The organism is Streptomyces sp. PA03-6a, assembly GCF_033792765.1.
In the GTDB taxonomy this organism is placed as follows: Bacteria; Actinomycetota; Actinomycetes; order Streptomycetales; family Streptomycetaceae; genus Actinacidiphila.
Genome location: NZ_JARAVK010000175.1, coordinates 1 through 19,571, shown reverse-complemented (window position 1 = coordinate 19,571; position 19,571 = coordinate 1). Strand labels below are relative to the sequence as shown.

The window sequence follows — 19,571 nt, the reverse complement described above, 5'->3', positions numbered from 1 at the left end:
GTGCCCCGCCGCGTCGCCGCGCTCCTCGCCCCACCCCTCCGCCGCCACCCCGCCCTGACCGTCCTCACCGCTGCGTTCCTGGCTGCAGCGGCCATGTCCACGGTCGACGCCGTGCACGACCTCCACCTCCTGCTGGAAGTCGTCGGCGCCGGATAGGCCCGCCCTATGCCGCCCGAGCGCGGCGCCCACCGTGCGTTGCGTTGCTCCGGCGCTCGCGAAGATGGGCGTACCCCATGAACCCGAACAGGATCGCGAGGAGCACCGCCGAGGAACCCGCGGTGCCCAGGTCGAGTCCGCCCTTGGCGGTGGGCTTGGTCAGGAAGTCGCCCGCGGTGGCACCCAGGGGTCGGCTGAGCACGAAGGCGATCCAGAACAGCAGCACGTTCGGTACGGCGGGGACGTACATCAGGGCGAGCAGGCATGCGAGCAGCCCGGTGATGAGCAGCGCGCCGCCGGCGTAGCCGAGCCCGGAGCTGTCGGACAGGAAGTCGCCCATCGAGGTGCCCAGCGTGTTCGACACGAGGATTGCCGTCCAGAACAGGGTTTCGGCGCGGAAGGTGTGGATGTCCTGGAGCGCGAACGGCAGCCGGGCCAGACGCCAGGCGGCGAAGACCGCGATCAGCAGGGAGAGCAGGATGCCCGCACCGGCGGGGTAGCCCAGCCCGAGCCCCTGGGGTCCCCAGCCCAGGGAGGTCGATCCGTGGGCGAGGTACTTGGCGCCGGCATCACGGTTCATGAAGTCGGACATGGTGGTGCCGGCCGTGCTGGTGGAGAGGATGACCGTCCAGTAGACGAAGGGGTTGTAGCGCCGCGACCGGAGCTGCACGGCCAGCGTGCCCAAGAAGATCACGAACAGGGCGATGGTGGTGAGGAAGTAGCCGATCTTGAGCGTCTGGGCGAAGAGGTCGCCTGCGGTCTCACCCAGCGTCGTCGCAGCGATCTTCATGATCCAGAAGGCGGCGGAGACCTGCGGCAGCTTCGTGACCGCCTCCGCAGCTGCGCTCTCGTCGATGCCGACGGCGGGTTTCAGGGCAACGGTCCGCGGTTTCTCCATCTCGGTCCCTCCGGAGTGTCGTGAATGAGTGCCGGCCGTCACGGAGGAGCCGGATACGGGGCGCGGCGCGGATTCGCCGCCCGGGTCGCCTTCCTGCGCGTCGGGACATCCCGCGGCGGGTCCAGATGGCTATCGAGCCGGATCCCGCGTCGAACAGGCCGTCGCATAGCGGGCGGTCCGCACGCTCGAGGTCCACTGCTTGAGGCATCGTGAAGTGCATGGCTGGTGACCTTGCCGACAGGGCGGGTGCCCAGCGCGCAGCACCCCTCGGAAGTCCGTCTACAAGCATGTAGACGTTCGGTTGCAGTCTAGGAGCGGACGGTGGCAGGACGCCTACAGGGCGCGCCGGGCGTCTGGGATCCGGGCCCATGTGGCCAGGATCGGGGACGTCGACGTGCCACGGGCCGCACGGCCCTGCGGCAGATCAGGGCCGCCGGGAGCACGTCGGTGGTCGGCTGGCGAGGGCCGATCCGGGTGTCACGACGCTCCGCCGGGGTCCTCGCCCTGGTGGGGCAGCAGCAGGGTGAAGGTCGTTGGGTGGTCGCGGGTCAGGGCGAGTCGGCCGCCTGCTGCGGCAGCCATCTCTCGGGCAAGGGCCAACCCGATGCCGCTGCCCTGGCCGGTGGTGGCGCCGCGGGAGAACAGGTTGTTCGGGTCCAGCGTGAGCGTGCCCTCGTCTTCCACGTCCAAGGCGAGCACTCCCCCGAGTTCCCTGACGGTCACGCGCACCGTGCCACGTCCGTGCCGGTGGGCGTTGTCGAGCAGGCATCGGGGCATCGGGGCGGAGCCAGTTGCTCACGTCCACGGCCAGCACGATCCGCCCGTCACCGGCCTTTGGCAGCGGCAGGCCGGCCAGCGTGCGGCGTCACCGCGTCGGTTCCAGTCGGCCGCGGTCCAAAGTCCTGTACAGCGCGCCGTGCCCGCGCCGGTGCTCGACCGCCAGCGACAGCTCGACCAGGGTCTTCACCGGCCCGTCCGCGCACAACACCGCGTCCGTGAGTTCGAAGAGCGCGTCCTGGCGGGCGTAGAGGCGTTCATAGAACTCAACCCGGAAGCGGGACAACACGTCCAACGCTTCGCCTGCGGGCGAATCGACAGACAGCCTCATACGCAGCGGCCGTTCTCTTGTACTTCGTGACTCAACATCTCGAAGCGTGGAGAACGGCCGTCTCTGCTGTCCCGGGAAGAACCGCAGATCAGCAGGTCGAATCACCTGCGACGTTAAACGTCAAGCTAGGAGTACCTCGACGTCGAGGAAGTGCTGGAAGCAGATGGCGATGCCTCCGTCGCGGGCGGCCGTGGTGTCGTGCATCTGTCCGGGCCACAGGGCATCGGTCCACAACATGCGGCGTCGCCCGTCGGCCTTCATCCTTGTTCTCTTCTTCATGCCGGAGACACCGAATGGAATGACGGCATGCGAGATACGCCCGGTCCTGCCACCGCACTCCGATATGCGGCAGGTCCCGACCACCGTCCCCGCGCGACGCGGCGCCCGCACGATCGCCTCGGCTTTGGTTCTGCGGCATGGCCTCCTGCTAGATCCCCTCCAGGACCACCGCGACGCCGGCCTCGATTCTCTGAAGCACCGGATGTCCTCGCGGCCGATCCGACGCCGGTCGTGGGCGGAGTCGCCGTGCTTCCCCGCCCACGAGGGTGGTTATCGTCCGGCCTGCAAGGCTGCCCAGGTCTGCGGGCCGACGTCGCCGTCGACGCCGAGGCTGCGGGTGGTCTGGTAGTCGCGCACGGCTTGTTCGGTGTTGGGGCCGAAGTCGCCGTCGATGCCCACGGTGCGGCCGAGTGCCGCGGTCAGTGCTCGCTGCAGTCGGCTGACGTCCGCGCCGGTCGACCCGTTCTGCAGCGCCGGTGTCGAGCCGTACGACAGCAGGGCCGTCCAGGTCCTGGGGCCGATCTCACCGTCGGCCGTGAGGCCCCGGGCGGACTGGAAGGCCTTCGTCGCCGTTTCGGTGTTGGGCCCGAAGTCGCCGTCCGGTTCTCCCGGATTGTGTCCGGCGGCGATCAGCCGGCATTGCGCCGCCTTGACCAGACTGCCGGTGGATCCCTGCTGGATGAGGGGGTACGCGGTGAAGTCGAGGTTGACGCCGCTGCAGGTGGGCGCTGGTGTGCCGCCGCAGTTGTTGCTGGTGACGTTCCGCCAGGTCTGGCCGTTGGCCTGGCCGTACTCGACGCCGTTGAACCAGGGGCGGATCCGTTCGGACGTGGAGTTGCCCCAGGTGGCGGATCCGTTGTTGTCGGCGTCGTAGGCGAGCTCGAAGTGCAGGTGCGGGTGGTTGTTCGAGGTGGGCCCCGTCCTGCCGACCCGGCCGATCAGCTGGCCGCGCTGCACCGTCTGGCCGACGCTGACATCGCGGCTCTGCAGGTGCAGGTATGTGGTGAAGTAGCGCTGCCCGTGGTTGATCTGGATCACGTTGCCGGCGTTGGAGTGGTAGAAGGACTGCCGGACCGTGCCGGAGGCCGGAGCCAGCACCGGTGCTCCTTCGGTGCCGACCTGGTTGGGCTCGCGGACCATGTCGAGCGCGGGTGCGTGTGCCCAGCTGTCGAGTCGCCACTGCTGGCCGCAGGTGAAGGGCAGTTGGAAGGCGATGGGCGGGGCCGCCGCGGCGGCCGGCGCCGCGGCCTGCCAGGGCAGGACGACGAGGGCGGCAACAGCCACGAGCAGTCTGCCGAGCAGCCCTGGGCTGAGCGTGCGGATGAGGGATGGCAACGTGTCTCCTTCTTTGGTGTTCATGCCTGTCTGGGGCGGGGTGTGCGGGCGGCGATGGGACGGCAGGTGCCCTTCCGCTGTGGCTGGGCGCCGCGGGACGGCCGCGTTCGCGGTGTGTCGCCCGCATGGCGGTCGCGATGAGGGCCGAGGTGGGGGCAGCCATGTACGGCCCTCGTCGTGCGCTCGCCGGCGGGGGAGCGACCGGTGCGCCGAGCGTGCCCTGCGTCGGTATAGCCCGGGTATTTCCGAAGGTCGGCCGGCTGCCCTGGGCGGTGGTGCCAGGCACGGACCGCTTACAGGGGAGCACTCCGCGCCGGCGGCGTGCCCGGGTCAGGGCTGCGGGCAGAGCGCGCCGGTGTCCTGGCCGGGGAGGTGGCGGTCGAGTTGCGCCGCGGTGGGCGTTGGGGCGGTGGCTCGGCAGATGCGCCGGATGGCTTCGGTCGCGGTCAGCGACCAGTGGATGATGCGCTGGTCGGCTCCCGCGGACAGCAGGGTTCCGTCTGGGGTGAACGCCAAGCCCTGCACGTCTGCCGAGTGGCCGGTGAGGGTGGCGATGCGCCGGTGGGTTCGTACATCCCAGACGACGATGGTGTGATCCTCACCTGCCGAGGCGAGGAGGCGCCCGTCCCTGCTGAAGGCGAGCGTACCGACCGCTGCGGTGTGGCCGGTCAGGGTGGCCCGGCTTTTCCATGTCCGGGTCGACCACAGGCGCACCGTGTGGTCCGAGCCGGCGGCGGCGATCAGATCGCCCGCCGGAGTGGCCGCGATGTCCTGCGTGGACCCCTGCGTGGCCGGGAAGGCCTTCACCAGCCGGTCGTCGGCGGTGCTCCACACGGCGATGCCGCCGGCCGGTGTGCTCGCGACGAGGAGGCCGCCCCGAGCGGGGTAGACCATGGCGGTCGAGGTGCGCGGGCCGGCCGGCGCCGGCAGTGGACGGGGGTGTGCCGGGTCGCTGACCCTCCAGCGGAACGTTCCTCCCAGGGACATCACGGTGACCGTGCTGCCGTCCGCGCTGAAGGCGACGTCCGTGCCGGTGCCTATACCGGTGAAGGCGATGGTGGTGTAGCGCCGCCCGGTCGACGGGTTCCACAGAGTCAGGGTGTGGTCGCGCGTCACGGCCGCCAGCACCGTGGCGTCCGGGTTGAACGCGACTGCCTTGACATGGTCGGAGTGTCCGCCCAGCAGCCGTTCGGCAGCACCGGAGGCATTCCAGATCCGTACGGACCTGTCGTCGCCGGCGGAGGCGACGAGCCGGCCGTCGGGGCTGACGTCCACGTCGTTCACGGCGCCGCCGTGACCGCTGAAGGGAAGGGCCGTCCGGCGCACCACGATGGTGCGTCCCAGGCCGCCCGAGACCACCGTGCTCGCGTCCGGTGCCAGGTCCAGAGCCATGGTCTCCGAGCGGTAGCGGTCGGCGTGGCGGGCGATCTGCTCGCGGCGCCGGTAGTCCCAGATCGAGATCATGCCCTCTTCGTCGGCGATCGCGATCCGATCACCGACCGGCGCGGAGATCATCCAGGGGAAGGCCGTCTGCACCGGGAGGTCGGCGAACTGGCGGGCCGAGCGGCCGGTCAGCCGCCAGAACCTGATGCCGTGTTCCTCGGAGGCCGTGGCCAGGACATCGGATGTGGAGCCGAACCGGGCCACCTGGGCGCCTTCGGTGTTCAGCTCGAAGCGACGGCGACCGGTTTCGATGTCCCAGACGGCCACCGTCCCATCGGTACGGGTGACGGCGAGCGAGCGCTGATCGCCGGCCAGGCTGAGTGCCGCGGGCATACCGGTGGGCAGGAACACGGCCTTGCCACCGCCCAGCGTGGACACCCGTGTGCCCTCGCCCGTGCCGTAGGCCACGACCATGCCGTCGGCGCTGAAGGCCAGACCGTTGCTGAGGTCGCCGGACACGACCTGCTTGAACAGCACCTTCCTCGACCGGACCTCCCGCACGACGACCGAGCCTCCGGTCGGCTGCTTCGGATTGTTCAACCGGGCCAGGGACGCCAGCCGGGTACCGTCGGCGTTGAAGGCCACCCTCAGCGCGAAGAACCCCTGGGGGAGCGGCTTGGCGACATGCTCGGTGAAGGAGGCCAGCCTCGTGCGTCGTTTCGGATCCCACAGCTCCACGGTGCCGTCGCTGGTGGCCGCGGCCACCAACGAGCCGTGAGGGGACAGGGCCAGGCCGAACGACGCGGGCCCGTTCGTGTTGAGTACGACGCTGGGCTGCGCGGACGCCGACGTACTGATCACCGCGCCCAGGGTGTCGGCGTCGGGATGCAGCCGATAGGCGGCCAGGGCGAGGGACCGGGCGACGTCCGGGTCGGTGGCGACCAGCGAGCGCGACGTGAGCGCGGCCTGATGGGCCAGGACGGTCAGGTGCTCGCGCTGTGCCACCTGCCGCTGCTGCCAGGCGGCACCGCCCCCGGTCACGGTCGCCGCCAGCAGCACCGCCAGCACCATCGCCAGGACCCTCAGCCGGCGGACCCGGCGACGCGCCGCGGCGAGTTCGGACTCGGCCAGCTCCTCGCTGGCGTCGAGGAACTCACGCTCCAGAAGGTTCAGCTCCGAGCGGTGCGGGCGCGCCTCGGCCAGCCCGGAGCCCCGATAGAGCCCTCCGGCGTCCCGCCCCGACTGCTGCCAGACTCGGGCCGCGGCGGTGAGCCGCTGCCGTACGACCAGGCGCCGGCGGTCCTCGCTCAGCCAGGCCCGCAGCCTGGGCCACGCCACGATGAGCGCCTCATGGGCGATCTCCACCCGATCCTCGTCCACGACCACCAGGCGCGCCGCCACCAGCTCGTCGACCACATCCGCGACCGCCGCGGCCGGGCCCATCCCGTCGAGTTCGGTTTGCGGGACCCGCCGCCGACCGTCCCGCACCCCGTCCTCGTCCAGGCTGATCAACCGCTGCATGAGCCGGCGCACCAGGTCCTGCTCGGCGGGTTCGAGCTCGGCGTAGACGTGCTCGGCGGTCTGGGCGATCGCACCGTGCATCCCGCCCCCTGCCTGGTACGCCGCGAGGGTCAGGGTGCGGCCGGCCCGGTTGCGCCAGGCCTCCCGCAGCGCGTGGGACACCAACGGGAGTGCGGCGGCAGCGCCGGAGGCCTCCGCCACCACGGTGGCCAGCAGATCGGCGTCGACCGAGCAGCCCTCAAGATCCGCCGGCCGGACGATCAGCTCCCGCAGTTCCGCGGCCGACGGCGGACCGACCAGCAGCTGCGCCTCGCTCATCAGCGCCGGCGCCAGCTCGCTCAGCCCGGTCATCTGGACGAAGAAGTCCGCACGGACACTGAGCACGACCTTCGTTCCGGCATGGGACGCCGCCAACAGCCCGGCGACGAATTCCTCCCGTGCCGTGGGATCGGAGCACACGGTGAACAATTCCTCGAACTGATCGACCACCAGCAGCACCTGACCGGCGGGCCGGTCGTGCTCGGCGAGCGCGGCCGCCAGCTGTTTCACCGGCTGGTCGGTCGGCGTCATCATGACGGGCCACCACCGAGCGGACGTATCCCGCCGGATCCGGCCCAGTAGGCCCGCTGCCAGCAGCGAGGTCTTCCCCGATCCCGACGCGCCGAACACGACGACCACGGGGAAGCGTTCCACGCGCTCCCACAGCAGCCCGCACAGCCGGTCGCGGCCGAAGAACCGGTCGTGATCCGAGGAGGTGAACGCCGGCAGGCCCCGGTAGGGGTTGGCCCCGACCGGCACCAGTGCCGCGACGGGGACCGGAGAGGGCATGAGGCCCTCATCGCCGCGGAGCATCGCCTGGTGCAGGCGCTGCAGACCCGGGCCGGGCTCGACGCCCAGTTCGGTCCCGTACAGCGTATGGGTCCGCCGGTAGAGCTCGAACGCCTCGGCCTGCCTGCCCGAGCGATACAGGGCCGTCATGAGCTGGCCGCGGAGCGACTCCCGGAAGGGATGCCGGGGCAGCAGCTCCGTCAGCTCCACGACCACCTCGGCATGCCTGCCGAGGGCCAGACCGCAATCGGCCCACCGCTCATGCACGGCAAGACGCAGCTCCTCCAGCCGGGCCGCCCGGGTCGCGACGGCTTCGGTATCCAGGAACTCCGCGAACGCAGGTCCGTTCCAGCACCGCAGCGCCTCACCGTGCAACTCCTGCGCGCCCGCTGTCTCACCCTGTCGCAGTGCCTCCTCCGCCTGGAGGGCCAGCCGTTCGAACCGCGTGGCGTCCAGCGCATCACCCGCCACCACGCGATAGCCGTCGCCCTGCCGTTCGATGCGCTCCGGGCCCAGGGCCTTGCGCAGTAGATGGACGTACAGCTGCAGGTTCTTACGCGCCGAGCGCGGCGGTCGCTCGCCCCACAGTGCGGTCATCAGGAGCTCCGAAGGCACGGGCCGGTCGGGCCTGCTCAGCAGGACCGCGAGCAGCAGACGCACCTTGGGCGATCCGATGTCGACCGGCAAGCCCCCGCGACGGACCGCCAGATCCCCCAGAATCCCCAACTCCACTCGGCCGCCCCCCAAGGCTGCACGGATCAACGCCGGCGGCCCGAAGGTACACCAGCCCTCCGACGCAGACCCGCGCCGGCCCGTCCGACCCACGTATGACGCCGCACCGACGTGGATCAGCGGACTGCCGCCTGGTGCGGCCTCCCGGGCCGGCACCCCCTGGCCGCATGCCCCAAAGATCCGCGATGCGCAGCCGGCCGAAGCCACGCCCGATCACCTGCCGCACGCATCCCCATCAGGACTTATACGGGTCCTATACCGCGTCTCACAACGATCGCTTCCCGTCCGGGCCCACCGGCTCCTGGGCCCTCCGATCAAGGAAGGAAAGGGTGCGCCCATCCAGAACGACGCCGGCCAGTCCAACAGGCACCCCCCGCCGTGGAGATGGCGTCGGAGTCGTGGAGAACGCGAAAGGACACAGCGTGAAGCTCGGGTTCAGCTCGGGAAGCGATCAGAACACCCATCAGCGGATCACTGGAAAGGCAGGACAGCACATGCGTACAAGGCTCGCGGCAGTCGCAGGAGTGGCCGCCATGACCGCCACGCTCGGACTGGTCGGCGCGTCCCCCTCGGCCGCCGGCCCCAACTGCGCCTCCGGCAACCACTGCGTCTTCTACACCGACATCAACTCCGCACGGCAGTCCTTCTTCAACTCCGATCCGGACTTCTCCAACGACACCTTCGACGAAGCCAACGTGAGCGGGGTCGGTCACAACCGCCCGGTCGACAACAACGTCTACTCGGCCAGCAATTCAAGCACCGGGAACTACGAGAGCCACTACTGGGACAACACCAACGGAACGGGCTTCCTGTTCTGCCTGAACCCCGGTCACTACGTCAACTCCGCCTCCACCGTCGACCAGCCGGGCAAGCAGAACGGCGATCCGCTGCCCTCCGGCCTCCGGAACCGGGCCAGCCGGCTGACGCTCCCGGGCCGGACGTCGACCGACTGCTTCTGACCTCGGGGAACGTGCGGGCCCGGCGCAAACCGGGCCCGCACGTTCCGGACCTCGACAGGATTCACATGGCACTGAGCTTCCACGGCACTCGCCGGCACGTCGCCGCCTGCGTCCTGACCGCCACTGTGGGCGCGACGATCTGGGCGCTGGCCGACGCGAGGGCCCAAAACCCCGAACCCCGGCCCCATCGTCCGCTGTCCCCGGCCGCACTGGCCGAACAAGGCTTGCGTCCGCCGATCTACACCCAGCTCTACGCCTGGACCCAGAGCGGCGAACAGATCGCGACCGCCCAGCAACAGGTCCTCGTCGCCTGCATGGCCGAGCGCGGATTCACCCTCAAGCCCGCTCCCGTGGCGAAGGCGGGTGACGCGGCGGTGTCCCGCCCGACGCCGTTCGGTCTCGAGACCCTCGAAGAAATCGGGGCGGACAGCCAGACGCAGGCGCCACCGGAGCAGCCGCAAGGAGAGGCCTTCAACCGCGCCCTCTACGGCAAACCCGGAAACGAGATCTCCGTCAAGGGCAAGCTGCTCAAGGTGACCATGCCGGCGAGCGGCTGCCAGGCCGAGGCGGAGAAGCACATGCTGGGCGACGGCCGGGTGCGGTGGACGGAACTGCGGATGCAGCTCAACGAAGGGGAGCAGACAGCGTTCAAGTGGCTCAAGCACGACTCCCTCTTCCGCAAGGCGAACGAGAGCTGGCGGCAGTGCATGCTCACCAACCGCGTCCAGGCCAAAGACCCCCTCGACCTGATCAGAGCCTTGCCGCCCGACGCGGACATCCGTACCCACCCCGCGACCAAGGCGGACGTCCACTGCAAGCAGACCACCGGATACCTGCGCACCGCCTACGCCAGACTCGCCGTGATGCAGCAGCGCTGGCTCGACGATCACCCCGACGTGCTCAAGCACCGCACCGCGCTGCGGGACAGGCAGCTGAGAAACGCCCGCCAGGTCCTCCAGGGGCAGACCGGCTGAGCACCCCGGCGCAGCCGATCTGCCCCGGCCCGGCGGCACCGGGTGCTCACGGCTGGGTGTAGGTGTGGTAGCGGAGGTAGACCACGCCGCTGGTGAGCCGGCGTTCGTCCAGGAGCTCGAAGCGGAGCCGGGCCCCGTCGGGGAGGAAGGGCTTGCCGCCGCCCAGCGCGGCGGGGCCGACGAACAGGTGGTACTCGTCCACCAGCCCTGCGGCGATCGCGTGGGCGGCGAGGGCGGCCCCGCCGACGGTGAGGTCACGTTCGGAAGATGCCTTCAGCCGCCGAACCGCCTCGGGGTCGAAGTCCCGTTCGATCCGGGTCCGGGTGGTGGAGGCCGACTCCAGCGTCCTGGAGTACACGACCTTGTCGGCCGCCTGCCAGATCTCCGCGAACTCCCGCGCCCCGGGCGACTGGCCAGCGATGGACGGGTCGGTCTCCCAGACAGCCATCATGTCGTACAGCCGGCGCCCGTACAGGTAGGTCCCGACCGGCCGCAGCACGTCGTTGATGAAGGAGTAGTACTCCTCGTCCGGTACCGTCCAGTCGAAATCGCCGTCCGAGTCGGCGATGTAGCCGTCCAGGGACACATTGAACATGTAGATCAACTTGGCCATGCGAGCCCTCTCCCAGGTCGGGGCTACGTGTGTGTCCCGCAGCACACTAGCCCGCGCCTGTGACAATGCCCGGCGAGCGGCACGGTCATCGCCGCGAAGGGCTGCGTCTGGGACTGCCGCGGCTCCGGCGGTTCCGCCCGGACCGTTCGCGGACCCGGCCGCGCAGCCGGTGGTACAGCTCGGTGACCAACGCGCCGTCGCGCCAACGGCGGAAGAAGGCATGCACCTGGTCCCACGCCGGGAAATCTGCGGGCATCACCCGCCACTTGATGCCGTTGTCGACCAGATAGAACACCGCATCCAGCATCTCCCGGTGGCAGTACCCCTCCGGGCGGCCACCGCGGCCTTCCAGACAGGCCGGCACCGGCAGAGCCGTGCGCCCAGGTGCTCGTGTCCCTGGGGGTGGGTGGGCCTGTGTCAGTTCGCCCGCAGAGGGCGGTGGTCGGCTTCGATGACGTCGCGCCGGGTCACCGTGAGGTGGACGACAAGTCCGAGGATGACGGCCAGGAACAGGACGCCGGTGATCACGGTGCCCAGACCCAGGCCGCCGTCGGCTGTGGGCTGGGAGAGGCAGTCGCCGATCGACGCGCCCAGGGGCCGGGTGAGGACGTAGGCGATCCAAAAGCTCCACACCGCGTTGAGCCCGAGCGCGAAGTGGGCCACCGCCACTGCGGCGATCGCCAGGGCGAACAGGCCGGCGGAGATCCAGTAGCCGAGGTTCATGCGCTCGGCGACCAGATCGCCGGCGGCGGTGCCGAGGGCGAAGGTGAACAGCACTGCCAGCCAGTAGAAGGCCTCGCGGCGGACGGTGTCGACGGTCGTGCAGAGCACCTTGATCACCCAGAAGTACGCGGTGACCTCGGGCACCTTGTTCCACCGAATGTGCCGCCCGGAGGCGGCGGCTCCGGAGGGGCCGGAAGTCTCAGACATCTCAGTAGTCATGGGAGCCGACGGTGCCACCGGGAACCTGAACGCATCCTGAGCGTCGGCCGGTCGCACGGCCGGGGGCGCGTTGCGTGACGGAGCATGCCAGGCATGCCTGCCCGTATCCCTACCCCGCTGTCCTCGCGGGCGCCTGCGGCCACCTGGTTGCGGCGCAGTCTGGGCAGCGCCGTCGTCGTGGCCTGGTCGTGCATCCGGCCCGGGCGGACCAGGCCGGACTGGTCTTGACGGTGTTCTGCTTGCGTTCGCCGGAGACGGAGGACCGGTGTCCAGGACGGTTGGCCTGCGGGCCTGGCACAGCCCGGCCGGGACGCTTGCGGCGTCCGCCGCGGCCGTACGGCTACTCGGCCTGGATGGCGTCAGCGGGGACCTCGAAGACGAGCTCGCATCCGTCGCGCTCGTTCCCCTGCTCGCCGACGCACGTGAAACCGAAGCCCGCGATGGTGGCCAGGGAGGCGTGGTTGTCGGATCTGATGGTGGCCCGCACGGTCCTGACACCGGGTTCGGCGGCGGCCCTGACGAGCAGCGCTGCCAGCATGGCGCGGGCATAGCCCTGGCGGCGGTACCGGGGCACGACGGTGTAGCCGACTTCGACCATCCCGGCCTCGTCCGGCGGCCCGTGGAACCCGGCGTCGCCGACGACGGTCCCGTCCGGCTCGGACACCGCGGACCGTACGATCCAGGGCGCGACAGTCGGGTCCTCGGCGAGCTGGCCTGCGCGATAGCCGAAGATCCAGCGGGCCCGGTCAGAGACGAAGTACTCGTCAAGGGCGACCCCGGCCTCGGCGCTGCCGCCTGCGAGGTCACCCTCGGACAGCGCCCGTAGCGCCTTTGCGCTGAGCTCGACGAAGCGGACGTGTTTGGGGGCGGAGTGCGGTTCGCTGGTCATCGCGGAGATGCTCGCCCAGCGCCGCAAGGCTGTCCACTGCTTTACGGGCTTCAGCAGTCACGTTGACCGTCCGCGACACCGTTTGACTGCGCACAAGCCGCCAGGCCGGCACGCCGCCCGAAGCCCGGTTTCCCCCGGTGTCGTTGGGCCTGCGGCTCGTCCCCACGTGTTCGGGCCCACCTGGTTCGGGCCGCAGGGGTCGGCTCACCGGGAGCAGATGCTCTCTAAGGCCGGCCTAAGGTTCCCTGAGCGTTTCCTTGAGTTCCTGATGGTCTTCTCGACCGTGGGCGCCGGCAGCCGCCGGACCGCCCCGGGAAGTTCGAAGGAGAGCAGGCATGAGCAGTAAGGCGCGTTGGATCACCGTGGCGGGTGCGGCCGCCGCGGTGGCCTGCCTGACGGCGTCCGCGGTTGCGGCCCCGTCGCCCGGCCCGGCGAAGTCCGAGGCGCTCGTGGCCGCGATGGCCAAGGGCAAGCCGGACAAGTTGGCGAAGCCGACGGAGAACCGGGCACGGACCGCGGAGGCCCTGGCGAAGGGCGTCGCCGCTCGGCTGGGGGTGAGCCTGGTGTCCGCGCAGGAGGCGGTCAAGGAACTGTTCGCGCTGTCCAATCGGTCCGGCGGCGTCGACCCGGACAGTACACAGTTCGCGGCGATCGCGAAGAAGCTCGGGGTCAGCGCGGACCGCTTGGAGAGGGCCCTTGGTGAGACCAAGCGGGCTCTCGGCAAGCAGGTCGTGAACGACAAGCACGCGGGCAAGGGCAAGCCGGGCGACGGCAAGGTCGTCATCAAGCACCAGGGACCGGACGACGACGCCGATGTGAAGCTCTTCGCGAAGGGCGTCGCTGACCGGCTGGGCGTCGGCACCGTCGCGGCGGAGCGAGCGGTCGGGGAACTGTTCGCGCTGGCCGACCGGCCGGGCGGCGTCGACCCGCACGGCTCGCAGTTCGCGGCGATCGCGACGAAGCTCGGGGTCAGCGCCGACCGGTTCGAGGAGGCGTTGTCGGGCACCAAGCAGGACCTGGCGGCCGGTGAGCAGTCCCAGAAGGGCTGAGCCGGCAAGGCCGGGCGGCCGGTCCGGGGCAGTCCGGGCCGGCCGTCCTTATCCGTTGTTGACCTACCGGACAGGACGATGCGGTCATGCGTGTGCTGGTGGTGGACGATGACGACGCGGTGCGCCTCGCGCTGGCCCGGGCTCTGACCCGGGACGGCCACGAGGTCGCCGAGGCGGCCGACGGAACGGCGGCTTTGGAGGCGCTCGGCGGTGGACGGCCTGATGCCGTCATCCTCGATGTGCTGATGCCGGAACCCAATGGCCTGGAGGTGTGCCGCCGGATCCGGGCCCGCGGCGATCGCGTGCCGATCCTGATGCTGACCGCGCGGGACCTGGTGGAGGACCGGGTGGCCGGGCTGGACGCGGGCGCCGACGACTATCTGGTCAAGCCGTTCGCCCTGGACGAGCTCAGGGCCCGGATCCGGGCCCTGCTACGGCGCAGCGGCGCCGCGCAGGAGGAGCTGATCCGCTTCGCCGATCTGGAGCTGGATGCGGCTGCCTGCCGGGCACGCCGCGGTGGGCGGACGCTGGAACTCACGCGTACCGAGTACGCCCTGCTGGAGCTCTTCTTGCGTAACCCGCGGCGGGTGCTGAGCCGGTCGCTGATCTTCGAGGCGGTGTGGGGGTACGACTTCGGTCCCTCCTCCAATGCCCTGTGGGTCTACATCAGCTATCTGCGCGCCAAGTTGGAGGCCGGTGGTGAGCCGCGGCTGCTGCAGACGGTGCGGGGACTGGGTTATGTGCTGCGGGAGGAACCGTGACCCTGCGCAACAGGGTCGCGCTGGCCGGTGGTGCCGTGGTCTGCGCGGCCCTGGTGCTGGCCTCGCTGATCATCTATCCCTCGTTGAGCGCTGGTCTGCACCGGCAGAGTGACGACGTGCTGGTGTCCGCCGCTGACCGGGACGCCTCGCAGTTGCTGAAGGAATTCAAGTTCAAGGTCCAGCAGATGGAACGGGAAGGCACACGTCTGACGGTGCCGACCTCACCGGTCACCGTCGGCTCCACGCAGTTGCAGTTCATGGTCCCGCCGGTCGCCCCCGGCCCGGGCGGCGGCTTCATTCCCGTCACCAAGCACGACGTCCAGGTCGCCCTGGGCAAGGCGCCGGCGTACTTCCAGGACGCGGAGTTCGAGGGGGTGAGCTACCGGGTCTACACCGCGCCGCTCACCGACTGGGACGGCGCGCTGGTCCGGGCCGCCATCCGTCAGTCGGTCGTCGGCTCCACCCTGGACCGGCTCACCGCCCTGCTTGCCGTGATCACCGCGGGCGGGACCCTACTGGCCGCCTTCGGCGCCCGGCTGCTGGCCAGCCGGGTACTGCGCCCGGTACGGCGGCTCACCGAGACGGTCGAGCACGTCACGGCGACGCAGGATCTGACGGCGCGCATCGAGGTGCGGGGCCGCGACGAGATTGCCCGGCTCGCACGCTCCTTCACCGCGATGATGGCGGCGGTGGAGGAATCGGTGAGGGCCCAGCGACGGCTCGTCGCCGACGCGTCGCACGAGCTGCGCACTCCGCTCACGAGCATCACCACCAATCTGGAACTGCTCAGCGAGAGCCCCGGCCTGGCCGACCCGCAGGCCCCCGCCCTGGTCGAACAGGCCCGCACGCAGGCCCAGGAACTCCGGGACCTGGTCAACGACCTGGTGGAGCTCGCCCGCTACGGTCAGCAGGACGTCCACACCGAGGACACCCGCCTCGATCTCCTCGCCGAGCGGGTCGTGGCCCGTACGGCCCGGCGCAGCCCCCGGGTGCCGCTGCGCACCGAGCTGACCGAGTGCCTGGTGCATGCCGACCCCGAAGCGTTGGAACGCGCCGTCGGCAACCTCGTCGACAACGCCGTCAAGTGGAGCCCGGACGGCGGCGAAGTGCTGATCGAGGTGTCCCTCGACGGCACGGTCACGGTCACCGACCAGGGACCGGGCATCCCTGCCGACGACCTGCCTTTCGTGTTCGACCGGTTCTACCGCTCGCCAACCGCCCGGTCCCTCCCCGGGTCCGGACTCGGGCTCGCCATCGTCAAACAGGTCGCCGAGACCCACGGCGGCACCATCACCGCCGAGCCGCTGGATCACGGCCTCCGTATGCGGCTGTCTCTCCCGCCCCTGGCCTGATCGACCGGGTGGGCGTGCGGTTCGATCGCGTGACGCCAGTCAGCCGCCTGCCAGTGCTCCCGTGTGACTGTGCGATCTACGCGCTTGAGGGAGTGGAGAGCCGCCTTCGGGAGCGGCTGCGGCGTGCCTGAAGCCTGTTGGCTCCTGCGCCAGCCCGGACACCGGGAATCAGCTCGCTCGTCCCCTTGTGAGCAGGTCCTGGTACGACGTGGACTGGAGCTGGACGGGTGGAGCCAGGTCGCCAAAGGACCTGCCGAAGGCTTGCGGCGACCGCGCCAGTTCCATCAGCACCTGGTCCGCCGCGTCGTCGCCGGCAAGGTCGGGCGCCAGGGCCGCGCAGGCCCGAACGCCTGCATGCGGGGCAGCCAGCCAGGGGCGCGTGTCGCCGTCGAGGTGGCCAATGGCGATCACGATCGTCGCCAGGTCGTGCGAGGTATCGGCGGCCCGGGCCATCGCCGTCAACTGTGCCAGCAGCTCCGGACGTTGTGCGGAGGCTGCGGGATGCCGCGCCAGTGACCCGACAGCTGCGGCGGCGCATGTCCTGCGCCTGGCGCGTTCCGACGCGAGGTGCGGCAGTGTTCGCCGCAGGAGCACGGGAACCAGGTCGAAGCAGGCGAGCGCCGCCTGATCGAGGACGAGTTCACCCAGTCCCGTGCGGTCCCGCCACATCCGGGCCCTGCCATCCGCGTCGGTCGACACGTACTCGGCGGTCCAGGCCCGCAGCTCCGGTGCCCGGTCCTCGACCCGAGCACGGATCTCCGCAGCCCGGTCTCCGAGGTCGGCGGCGACGCCGACCTCGTACAGATAGGCGAGCATGGCATCGGGCAACGAGGGATCGTCCGGCCCCAGCAGCGGATCGTCCAGGAGCCCGGCGACAAGCCGCGCGGTGGGCGCCGTCGCGGGCCAGGCCTTGCCTTCGCGACGAAGCGTCGCCGACCACAGGTGCGAGTACCCGTCGACGAAAGCCTCCGCACGGTCGCCGAGGAGAGCAGCCAGATGCCGCGGCGTGTCGCCGGCGGGGCCCGAGGCATGGAAGAGGCCGGCCCACTCCACGTCATGCGTACGGCCATCCACAACGGGGATGGTGCCACAACACCTCGACGGGCTCACATTGCCCGGACTCACTCCGCACCAGTGGCTGGACGGCCGTGCGCGCCCGCGGATGCGTCAAAGTGGTCCTGACCGTCGACATGCTCGGCGCGCGGCAGGCCCGCGTCAGCCGATCTGTTCGGCCAGGGCGACGATGATGCCTGCGGGGCCGCGGAGGTTGCAGAGCCGGTAGATGTTCTCGTACTGCGCCACCTCGCCGAGGAGTTCGGCGCCGTGGGTGCGCAGGCGGGCGATGGTGTCGTCGATGTCGTCGACGGCGAACATGACGCGATGCAGGCCCAGCGTGTTGGGCGGAGGGTTCCGCGGCTCGGCGTCGGATACCGCGGGGGTGTGGAATTTGGTCAGCTCCAGCTTGCTGTGGCCGTCCGGGGTCCGCATCATCGCGATGTCGCTCCGGACGCCGTCGAGTCCGACGGTGCGGTCCGCATAAAGGCCTTCGATCTGGGCCTTGCCTTCCAGCTCCATGCCGAGCTCGGTGAAGAAGGCGACGGCCGCGTCCAGATCGTCGACGACGATGGCGACGTTGTCCATCCGCAGAATAGTCATGTCTCCGAGCCTAACGACTCGATGCGCGGTAGCGCGGCGGGCGGCCTGCCCGGCGCGAGCAGCGGCGCCCGCTGCAGCGGGACACCGGACGGCACGAGTACCCCACCCCGAGACCCACGCCGCCATCGCCGGCCTGGTCTCCGACCGCGCCGCCCGCAGACCGACCCGGCAGATCACCGGCGCTCTCGACGCTTCTCGCCGGAACACGGGAGCCGGAACTCTTCGAACCGGCGCCCGGCCGCTCACGACTGCTTCTCGACGTCCTTCACCGAGGACGGCCCCAACTGCTTGGCGCTGGCGTACTCCGGCATCGTCATGGGCTTGTCGAACAGGAAGAACGACTGGTTCGTGCCGACCGTGAACTCCATGTACGCGTTCGTCGTCGCGTCGAAGCCGTAGTAGGCGTTGCAGGTCGAACCGGAGGTGTACGTGCCGTCCATGCCGGGCTGCGCGAGGACCGCGACGCCGTTGGAGGTGGACTCCACCCGCTCCGTCGGAGTGAGCATCTTGCAGCGCGGCACCGGCAGGCCCTTCATGATGAAGTACCCGTACTCGCCATTGGCGTTCTGGATGTAGACGTAGGAGAGCTTGCCCCGCTGCCCCCACGTCTTGACCCACTGGTTGATCGCTTCGCGGGTCGGCGAGTACTCCATGCGGCCCGCCGGCTGCTGGGCCACGAGGCGGTCGTAGTTGTCCTGCTTGGCCTTGTTCTCCTTGTCCTGGCTGGACTCGGTGCAGGACGTCAGGACGAGGCCCACGACGAGCGCGACGAGGGTGGCCAGGGCCATGCGTGCGAACTTCTTCATGCGGTGCTGCCCTCTTCCCGGAATGAGGTGGGGATCAGTTGGTGCACGTCGTGCGCTCGGTGGTGGCGTCCAGCCGGTACGGCAGATCCTTGTCACGGAAGGGCGCTCGGTGCTCCTGGGCGGCCTTCGAGTTGTAGGCGTTGACCGACTCGATCCGCGTGGCCTTCAGCGCGGTGATCGACTGGTCGATCTGCGTCGTGCGGATCTCCGAAGCGGCTTTCCGCTCCTCCTGGAGCGCCTGGATCGTCCCTTCGGCGTTCTGCACGGCCGCGCACAGATCGAAGAACTCCTCGTAGGTGGTCTGACGGAACTCGCCCGAAGCGACGGTGTTCTCGCGCTCGTCCGCCTCACCGCGGAACGGGGCGGTGATCCACCCCGCGCCGCCGAAGGCGAACACCCCGATCACGTACAACACCGCCAGCGCGATGACTGCGCCGACGGCCCACGCCCCTAACCGTGCCCCCTCGCGTACCTGCCCCATGGCCATCCCCCTTCACATGTGGCTCCGCGGCGTCGAACCACCCGCTGCGAAGGAGGACACAGCACGCGGGTGAAACGGTTCCGCCGGCGCGCGCGTCAGGAACGAGCCACTGCCGGCGCACGGTCCACTCGGCCAGGCGGCGCCCGGCACGTCATGCCCGACCCGCGCGATCACGCCGGAGCGGTACGCGGCGGCGCGGTGGGTGATACGCCCGGCGCCCCGTCAGACCCCGCCCGCCGTGGACGGATTGGGGGCGGGGCGGCTGCGCATCCCCCGGGGAACTGCCATAGGGTTCGGCGCGGACCGGCTCGTTCGGTCAGTTGCGGTACAGGGCAGTTCAGTTCAGGTCAGATCAGGTCGCAGTCAGGCAGTCGCCCGACAGGCACGTGCAGGGGAGCACCAGCGTGAGTCTCATCAAGAAGGCATTCGAAGTCATCGAGAAGGGCTTTGACGCGGGCGGTGACGCCATCCACGACTTCACCGTCAACCGCCGCACGGCCGAGCTCTTCCTGAAGCTGGGTGTCGCGGTCTACGCCGAGCAGCGCCTCGGCGGCTCGCACGAGCCGGTGGAGCGCATGTTCGAGGCCCTGGAGGGCCATGTCGCCGAGAACGGCGAGGTGGAGCTCGACCACCTCAAGGAGGCCCACGAGGTCCTGGGCGAGGCGTTCGTGGCCAAGCACACCGCGGAGATCGAGGCGGCGGAGGCCGCCGAGGCCAAGGCCGTCGAGGAAGCCAAGGCCGCCGCTGCCGCCGCAGCCGCCGTCGTGCCTCCTGCGGCTCCCGCCGCGGCCCCCGCGGTTCCGGCGCAGGCCCCCGCTCCTGCCGCTCCCGTCGAGGAGGCCGCCGCCC

Annotated in this window: 18 protein-coding genes and 3 pseudogenes; 6 read left to right on the top strand and 15 right to left on the bottom strand. The window is 70.3% G+C overall.

The window, feature by feature from the left end; all coding sequences use genetic code 11:
• Positions 1-163: 163 nt before the first annotated feature.
• The 7 genes and pseudogenes from PV350_RS32400 to PV350_RS32370 all read right to left on the bottom strand — a co-directional run bounded on the left by PV350_RS32400 (position 164) and on the right by PV350_RS32370 (position 8,168).
• Entirely contained in the window at positions 164-1,054 is an 891-nt protein-coding gene (locus tag PV350_RS32400; RefSeq protein WP_500337290.1) for a COG4705 family protein, read from the bottom strand.
• A gap of 477 nt (positions 1,055-1,531) precedes the next feature.
• Complete coding sequence (locus tag PV350_RS32395; RefSeq protein WP_500337289.1) at positions 1,532-1,831, bottom strand: ATP-binding protein; 300 nt, start codon at positions 1,829-1,831, stop codon at positions 1,532-1,534.
• Positions 1,827-2,162: pseudogene (locus PV350_RS32390) on the bottom strand (transposase); the annotation flags it as partial. The pseudogene PV350_RS32390 and the gene PV350_RS32395, both read right to left, overlap by 5 nt.
• Positions 2,163-2,282: 120 nt before the next feature.
• Positions 2,283-2,441 (bottom strand): hypothetical protein, encoded by a 159-nt coding sequence (locus PV350_RS32385; RefSeq protein WP_500337288.1) that lies wholly within the window; start codon positions 2,439-2,441, stop codon positions 2,283-2,285.
• Positions 2,442-2,711: 270 nt separating this feature from the next.
• A pseudogene (locus PV350_RS32380) lies at positions 2,712-3,179 on the bottom strand (peptidoglycan-binding domain-containing protein); the annotation flags it as partial.
• Between the two features lie 141 nt (positions 3,180-3,320).
• A pseudogene (locus PV350_RS32375) lies at positions 3,321-3,581 on the bottom strand (M23 family metallopeptidase); the annotation flags it as partial.
• 525 nt (positions 3,582-4,106) lie between these two features.
• Positions 4,107-8,168 carry an nSTAND1 domain-containing NTPase gene (locus tag PV350_RS32370; RefSeq protein WP_500337291.1) on the bottom strand — a complete coding sequence of 1,354 codons (4,062 nt, stop codon included), beginning with the start codon at positions 8,166-8,168 and terminating at the stop codon, positions 4,107-4,109.
• A 605-nt stretch (positions 8,169-8,773) separates the two neighbouring features.
• Here PV350_RS32370 and PV350_RS32365 point away from each other — a divergent pair.
• Complete coding sequence (locus tag PV350_RS32365) at positions 8,774-9,199, top strand: hypothetical protein (RefSeq protein ID WP_499510012.1); 426 nt, start codon at positions 8,774-8,776, stop codon at positions 9,197-9,199.
• Between the two features lie 65 nt (positions 9,200-9,264).
• The gene (locus tag PV350_RS32360) at positions 9,265-10,173 is read left to right on the top strand and encodes a hypothetical protein (protein WP_500337287.1); all 909 of its coding nucleotides are present in this window, start codon (positions 9,265-9,267) and stop codon (positions 10,171-10,173) included.
• 46 nt (positions 10,174-10,219) lie between these two features.
• Here the strand turns inward: PV350_RS32360 and PV350_RS32355 are convergent, their stop codons facing one another.
• The 4 genes from PV350_RS32355 to PV350_RS32340 form a co-directional block, all read right to left on the bottom strand.
• The gene (locus PV350_RS32355) at positions 10,220-10,786 is read right to left on the bottom strand and encodes a dihydrofolate reductase family protein (protein ID WP_499510014.1); all 567 of its coding nucleotides are present in this window, start codon (positions 10,784-10,786) and stop codon (positions 10,220-10,222) included.
• Between the two features lie 85 nt (positions 10,787-10,871).
• Positions 10,872-11,093 (bottom strand): transposase, encoded by a 222-nt coding sequence (locus tag PV350_RS32350; RefSeq protein WP_499510015.1) that lies wholly within the window; start codon positions 11,091-11,093, stop codon positions 10,872-10,874.
• Between the two features lie 110 nt (positions 11,094-11,203).
• Positions 11,204-11,728 (bottom strand): COG4705 family protein, encoded by a 525-nt coding sequence (locus PV350_RS32345; protein ID WP_499510016.1) that lies wholly within the window; start codon positions 11,726-11,728, stop codon positions 11,204-11,206.
• 340 nt (positions 11,729-12,068) lie between these two features.
• A complete protein-coding gene (locus PV350_RS32340; RefSeq protein WP_500337286.1) occupies positions 12,069-12,617 on the bottom strand; it encodes a GNAT family N-acetyltransferase in 549 nt (182 codons plus the stop codon).
• Positions 12,618-12,952: 335 nt separating this feature from the next.
• Between PV350_RS32340 and PV350_RS32335 the strand changes: the two genes are divergently transcribed.
• The 3 genes from PV350_RS32335 to PV350_RS32325 all read left to right on the top strand — a co-directional run bounded on the left by PV350_RS32335 (position 12,953) and on the right by PV350_RS32325 (position 15,779).
• Complete coding sequence (locus PV350_RS32335) at positions 12,953-13,666, top strand: hypothetical protein (RefSeq protein WP_500337285.1); 714 nt, start codon at positions 12,953-12,955, stop codon at positions 13,664-13,666.
• An 86-nt stretch (positions 13,667-13,752) separates the two neighbouring features.
• Positions 13,753-14,427 carry a response regulator transcription factor gene (locus PV350_RS32330; RefSeq protein ID WP_499510019.1) on the top strand — a complete coding sequence of 225 codons (675 nt, stop codon included), beginning with the start codon at positions 13,753-13,755 and terminating at the stop codon, positions 14,425-14,427.
• Positions 14,424-15,779, top strand: coding sequence for a sensor histidine kinase (locus tag PV350_RS32325; protein WP_499510020.1), 1,356 nt, complete (start codon positions 14,424-14,426; stop codon positions 15,777-15,779). The genes PV350_RS32330 and PV350_RS32325 overlap by 4 nt, the downstream gene beginning before the upstream one ends.
• 168 nt (positions 15,780-15,947) lie before the next feature.
• Here PV350_RS32325 and PV350_RS32320 read toward each other — a convergent pair whose 3' ends face one another.
• From PV350_RS32320 to PV350_RS32305, 4 genes are all read right to left on the bottom strand, one after another.
• The gene (locus PV350_RS32320; RefSeq protein ID WP_500337284.1) at positions 15,948-16,853 is read right to left on the bottom strand and encodes a hypothetical protein; all 906 of its coding nucleotides are present in this window, start codon (positions 16,851-16,853) and stop codon (positions 15,948-15,950) included.
• Between the two features lie 141 nt (positions 16,854-16,994).
• A complete protein-coding gene (locus PV350_RS32315; RefSeq protein WP_499510022.1) occupies positions 16,995-17,435 on the bottom strand; it encodes a VOC family protein in 441 nt (146 codons plus the stop codon).
• A 242-nt stretch (positions 17,436-17,677) separates the two neighbouring features.
• A complete protein-coding gene (locus PV350_RS32310) occupies positions 17,678-18,241 on the bottom strand; it encodes a hypothetical protein (protein WP_499510023.1) in 564 nt (187 codons plus the stop codon).
• A 34-nt stretch (positions 18,242-18,275) separates the two neighbouring features.
• Positions 18,276-18,728 carry a hypothetical protein gene (locus PV350_RS32305; protein ID WP_500337283.1) on the bottom strand — a complete coding sequence of 151 codons (453 nt, stop codon included), beginning with the start codon at positions 18,726-18,728 and terminating at the stop codon, positions 18,276-18,278.
• Positions 18,729-19,126: 398 nt separating this feature from the next.
• Between PV350_RS32305 and PV350_RS32300 the strand changes: the two genes are divergently transcribed.
• On the top strand, positions 19,127-19,571 hold a 445-nt coding region (locus tag PV350_RS32300), incomplete at its 3' end, for a hypothetical protein (protein ID WP_500337282.1).

Bases quoted from the DNA above. Each gene is read 5' to 3' on its own strand.
- PV350_RS32395 (WP_500337289.1), bottom strand. From the start codon at position 1,831: ATGCCCCGATGCCTGCTCGACAACGCCCACCGGCACGGACGTGGCACG.
- PV350_RS32360 (WP_500337287.1), top strand. From the start codon at position 9,265: ATGGCACTGAGCTTCCACGGCACTCGCCGGCACGTCGCCGCCTGCGTC.
- PV350_RS32400 (WP_500337290.1), bottom strand. From the start codon at position 1,054: ATGGAGAAACCGCGGACCGTTGCCCTGAAACCCGCCGTCGGCATCGAC.
- PV350_RS32305 (WP_500337283.1), bottom strand. From the start codon at position 18,728: ATGGCCATGGGGCAGGTACGCGAGGGGGCACGGTTAGGGGCGTGGGCC.
- PV350_RS32350 (WP_499510015.1), bottom strand. From the start codon at position 11,093: ATGCTGGATGCGGTGTTCTATCTGGTCGACAACGGCATCAAGTGGCGG.
- PV350_RS32355 (WP_499510014.1), bottom strand. From the start codon at position 10,786: ATGGCCAAGTTGATCTACATGTTCAATGTGTCCCTGGACGGCTACATC.
- PV350_RS32335 (WP_500337285.1), top strand. From the start codon at position 12,953: ATGAGCAGTAAGGCGCGTTGGATCACCGTGGCGGGTGCGGCCGCCGCG.
- PV350_RS32340 (WP_500337286.1), bottom strand. From the start codon at position 12,617: ATGACCAGCGAACCGCACTCCGCCCCCAAACACGTCCGCTTCGTCGAG.
- PV350_RS32330 (WP_499510019.1), top strand. From the start codon at position 13,753: ATGCGTGTGCTGGTGGTGGACGATGACGACGCGGTGCGCCTCGCGCTG.
- PV350_RS32315 (WP_499510022.1), bottom strand. From the start codon at position 17,435: ATGACTATTCTGCGGATGGACAACGTCGCCATCGTCGTCGACGATCTG.
- PV350_RS32345 (WP_499510016.1), bottom strand. From the start codon at position 11,728: ATGACTACTGAGATGTCTGAGACTTCCGGCCCCTCCGGAGCCGCCGCC.
- PV350_RS32310 (WP_499510023.1), bottom strand. From the start codon at position 18,241: ATGAAGAAGTTCGCACGCATGGCCCTGGCCACCCTCGTCGCGCTCGTC.
- PV350_RS32365 (WP_499510012.1), top strand. From the start codon at position 8,774: ATGACCGCCACGCTCGGACTGGTCGGCGCGTCCCCCTCGGCCGCCGGC.
- PV350_RS32385 (WP_500337288.1), bottom strand. From the start codon at position 2,441: ATGAAGAAGAGAACAAGGATGAAGGCCGACGGGCGACGCCGCATGTTG.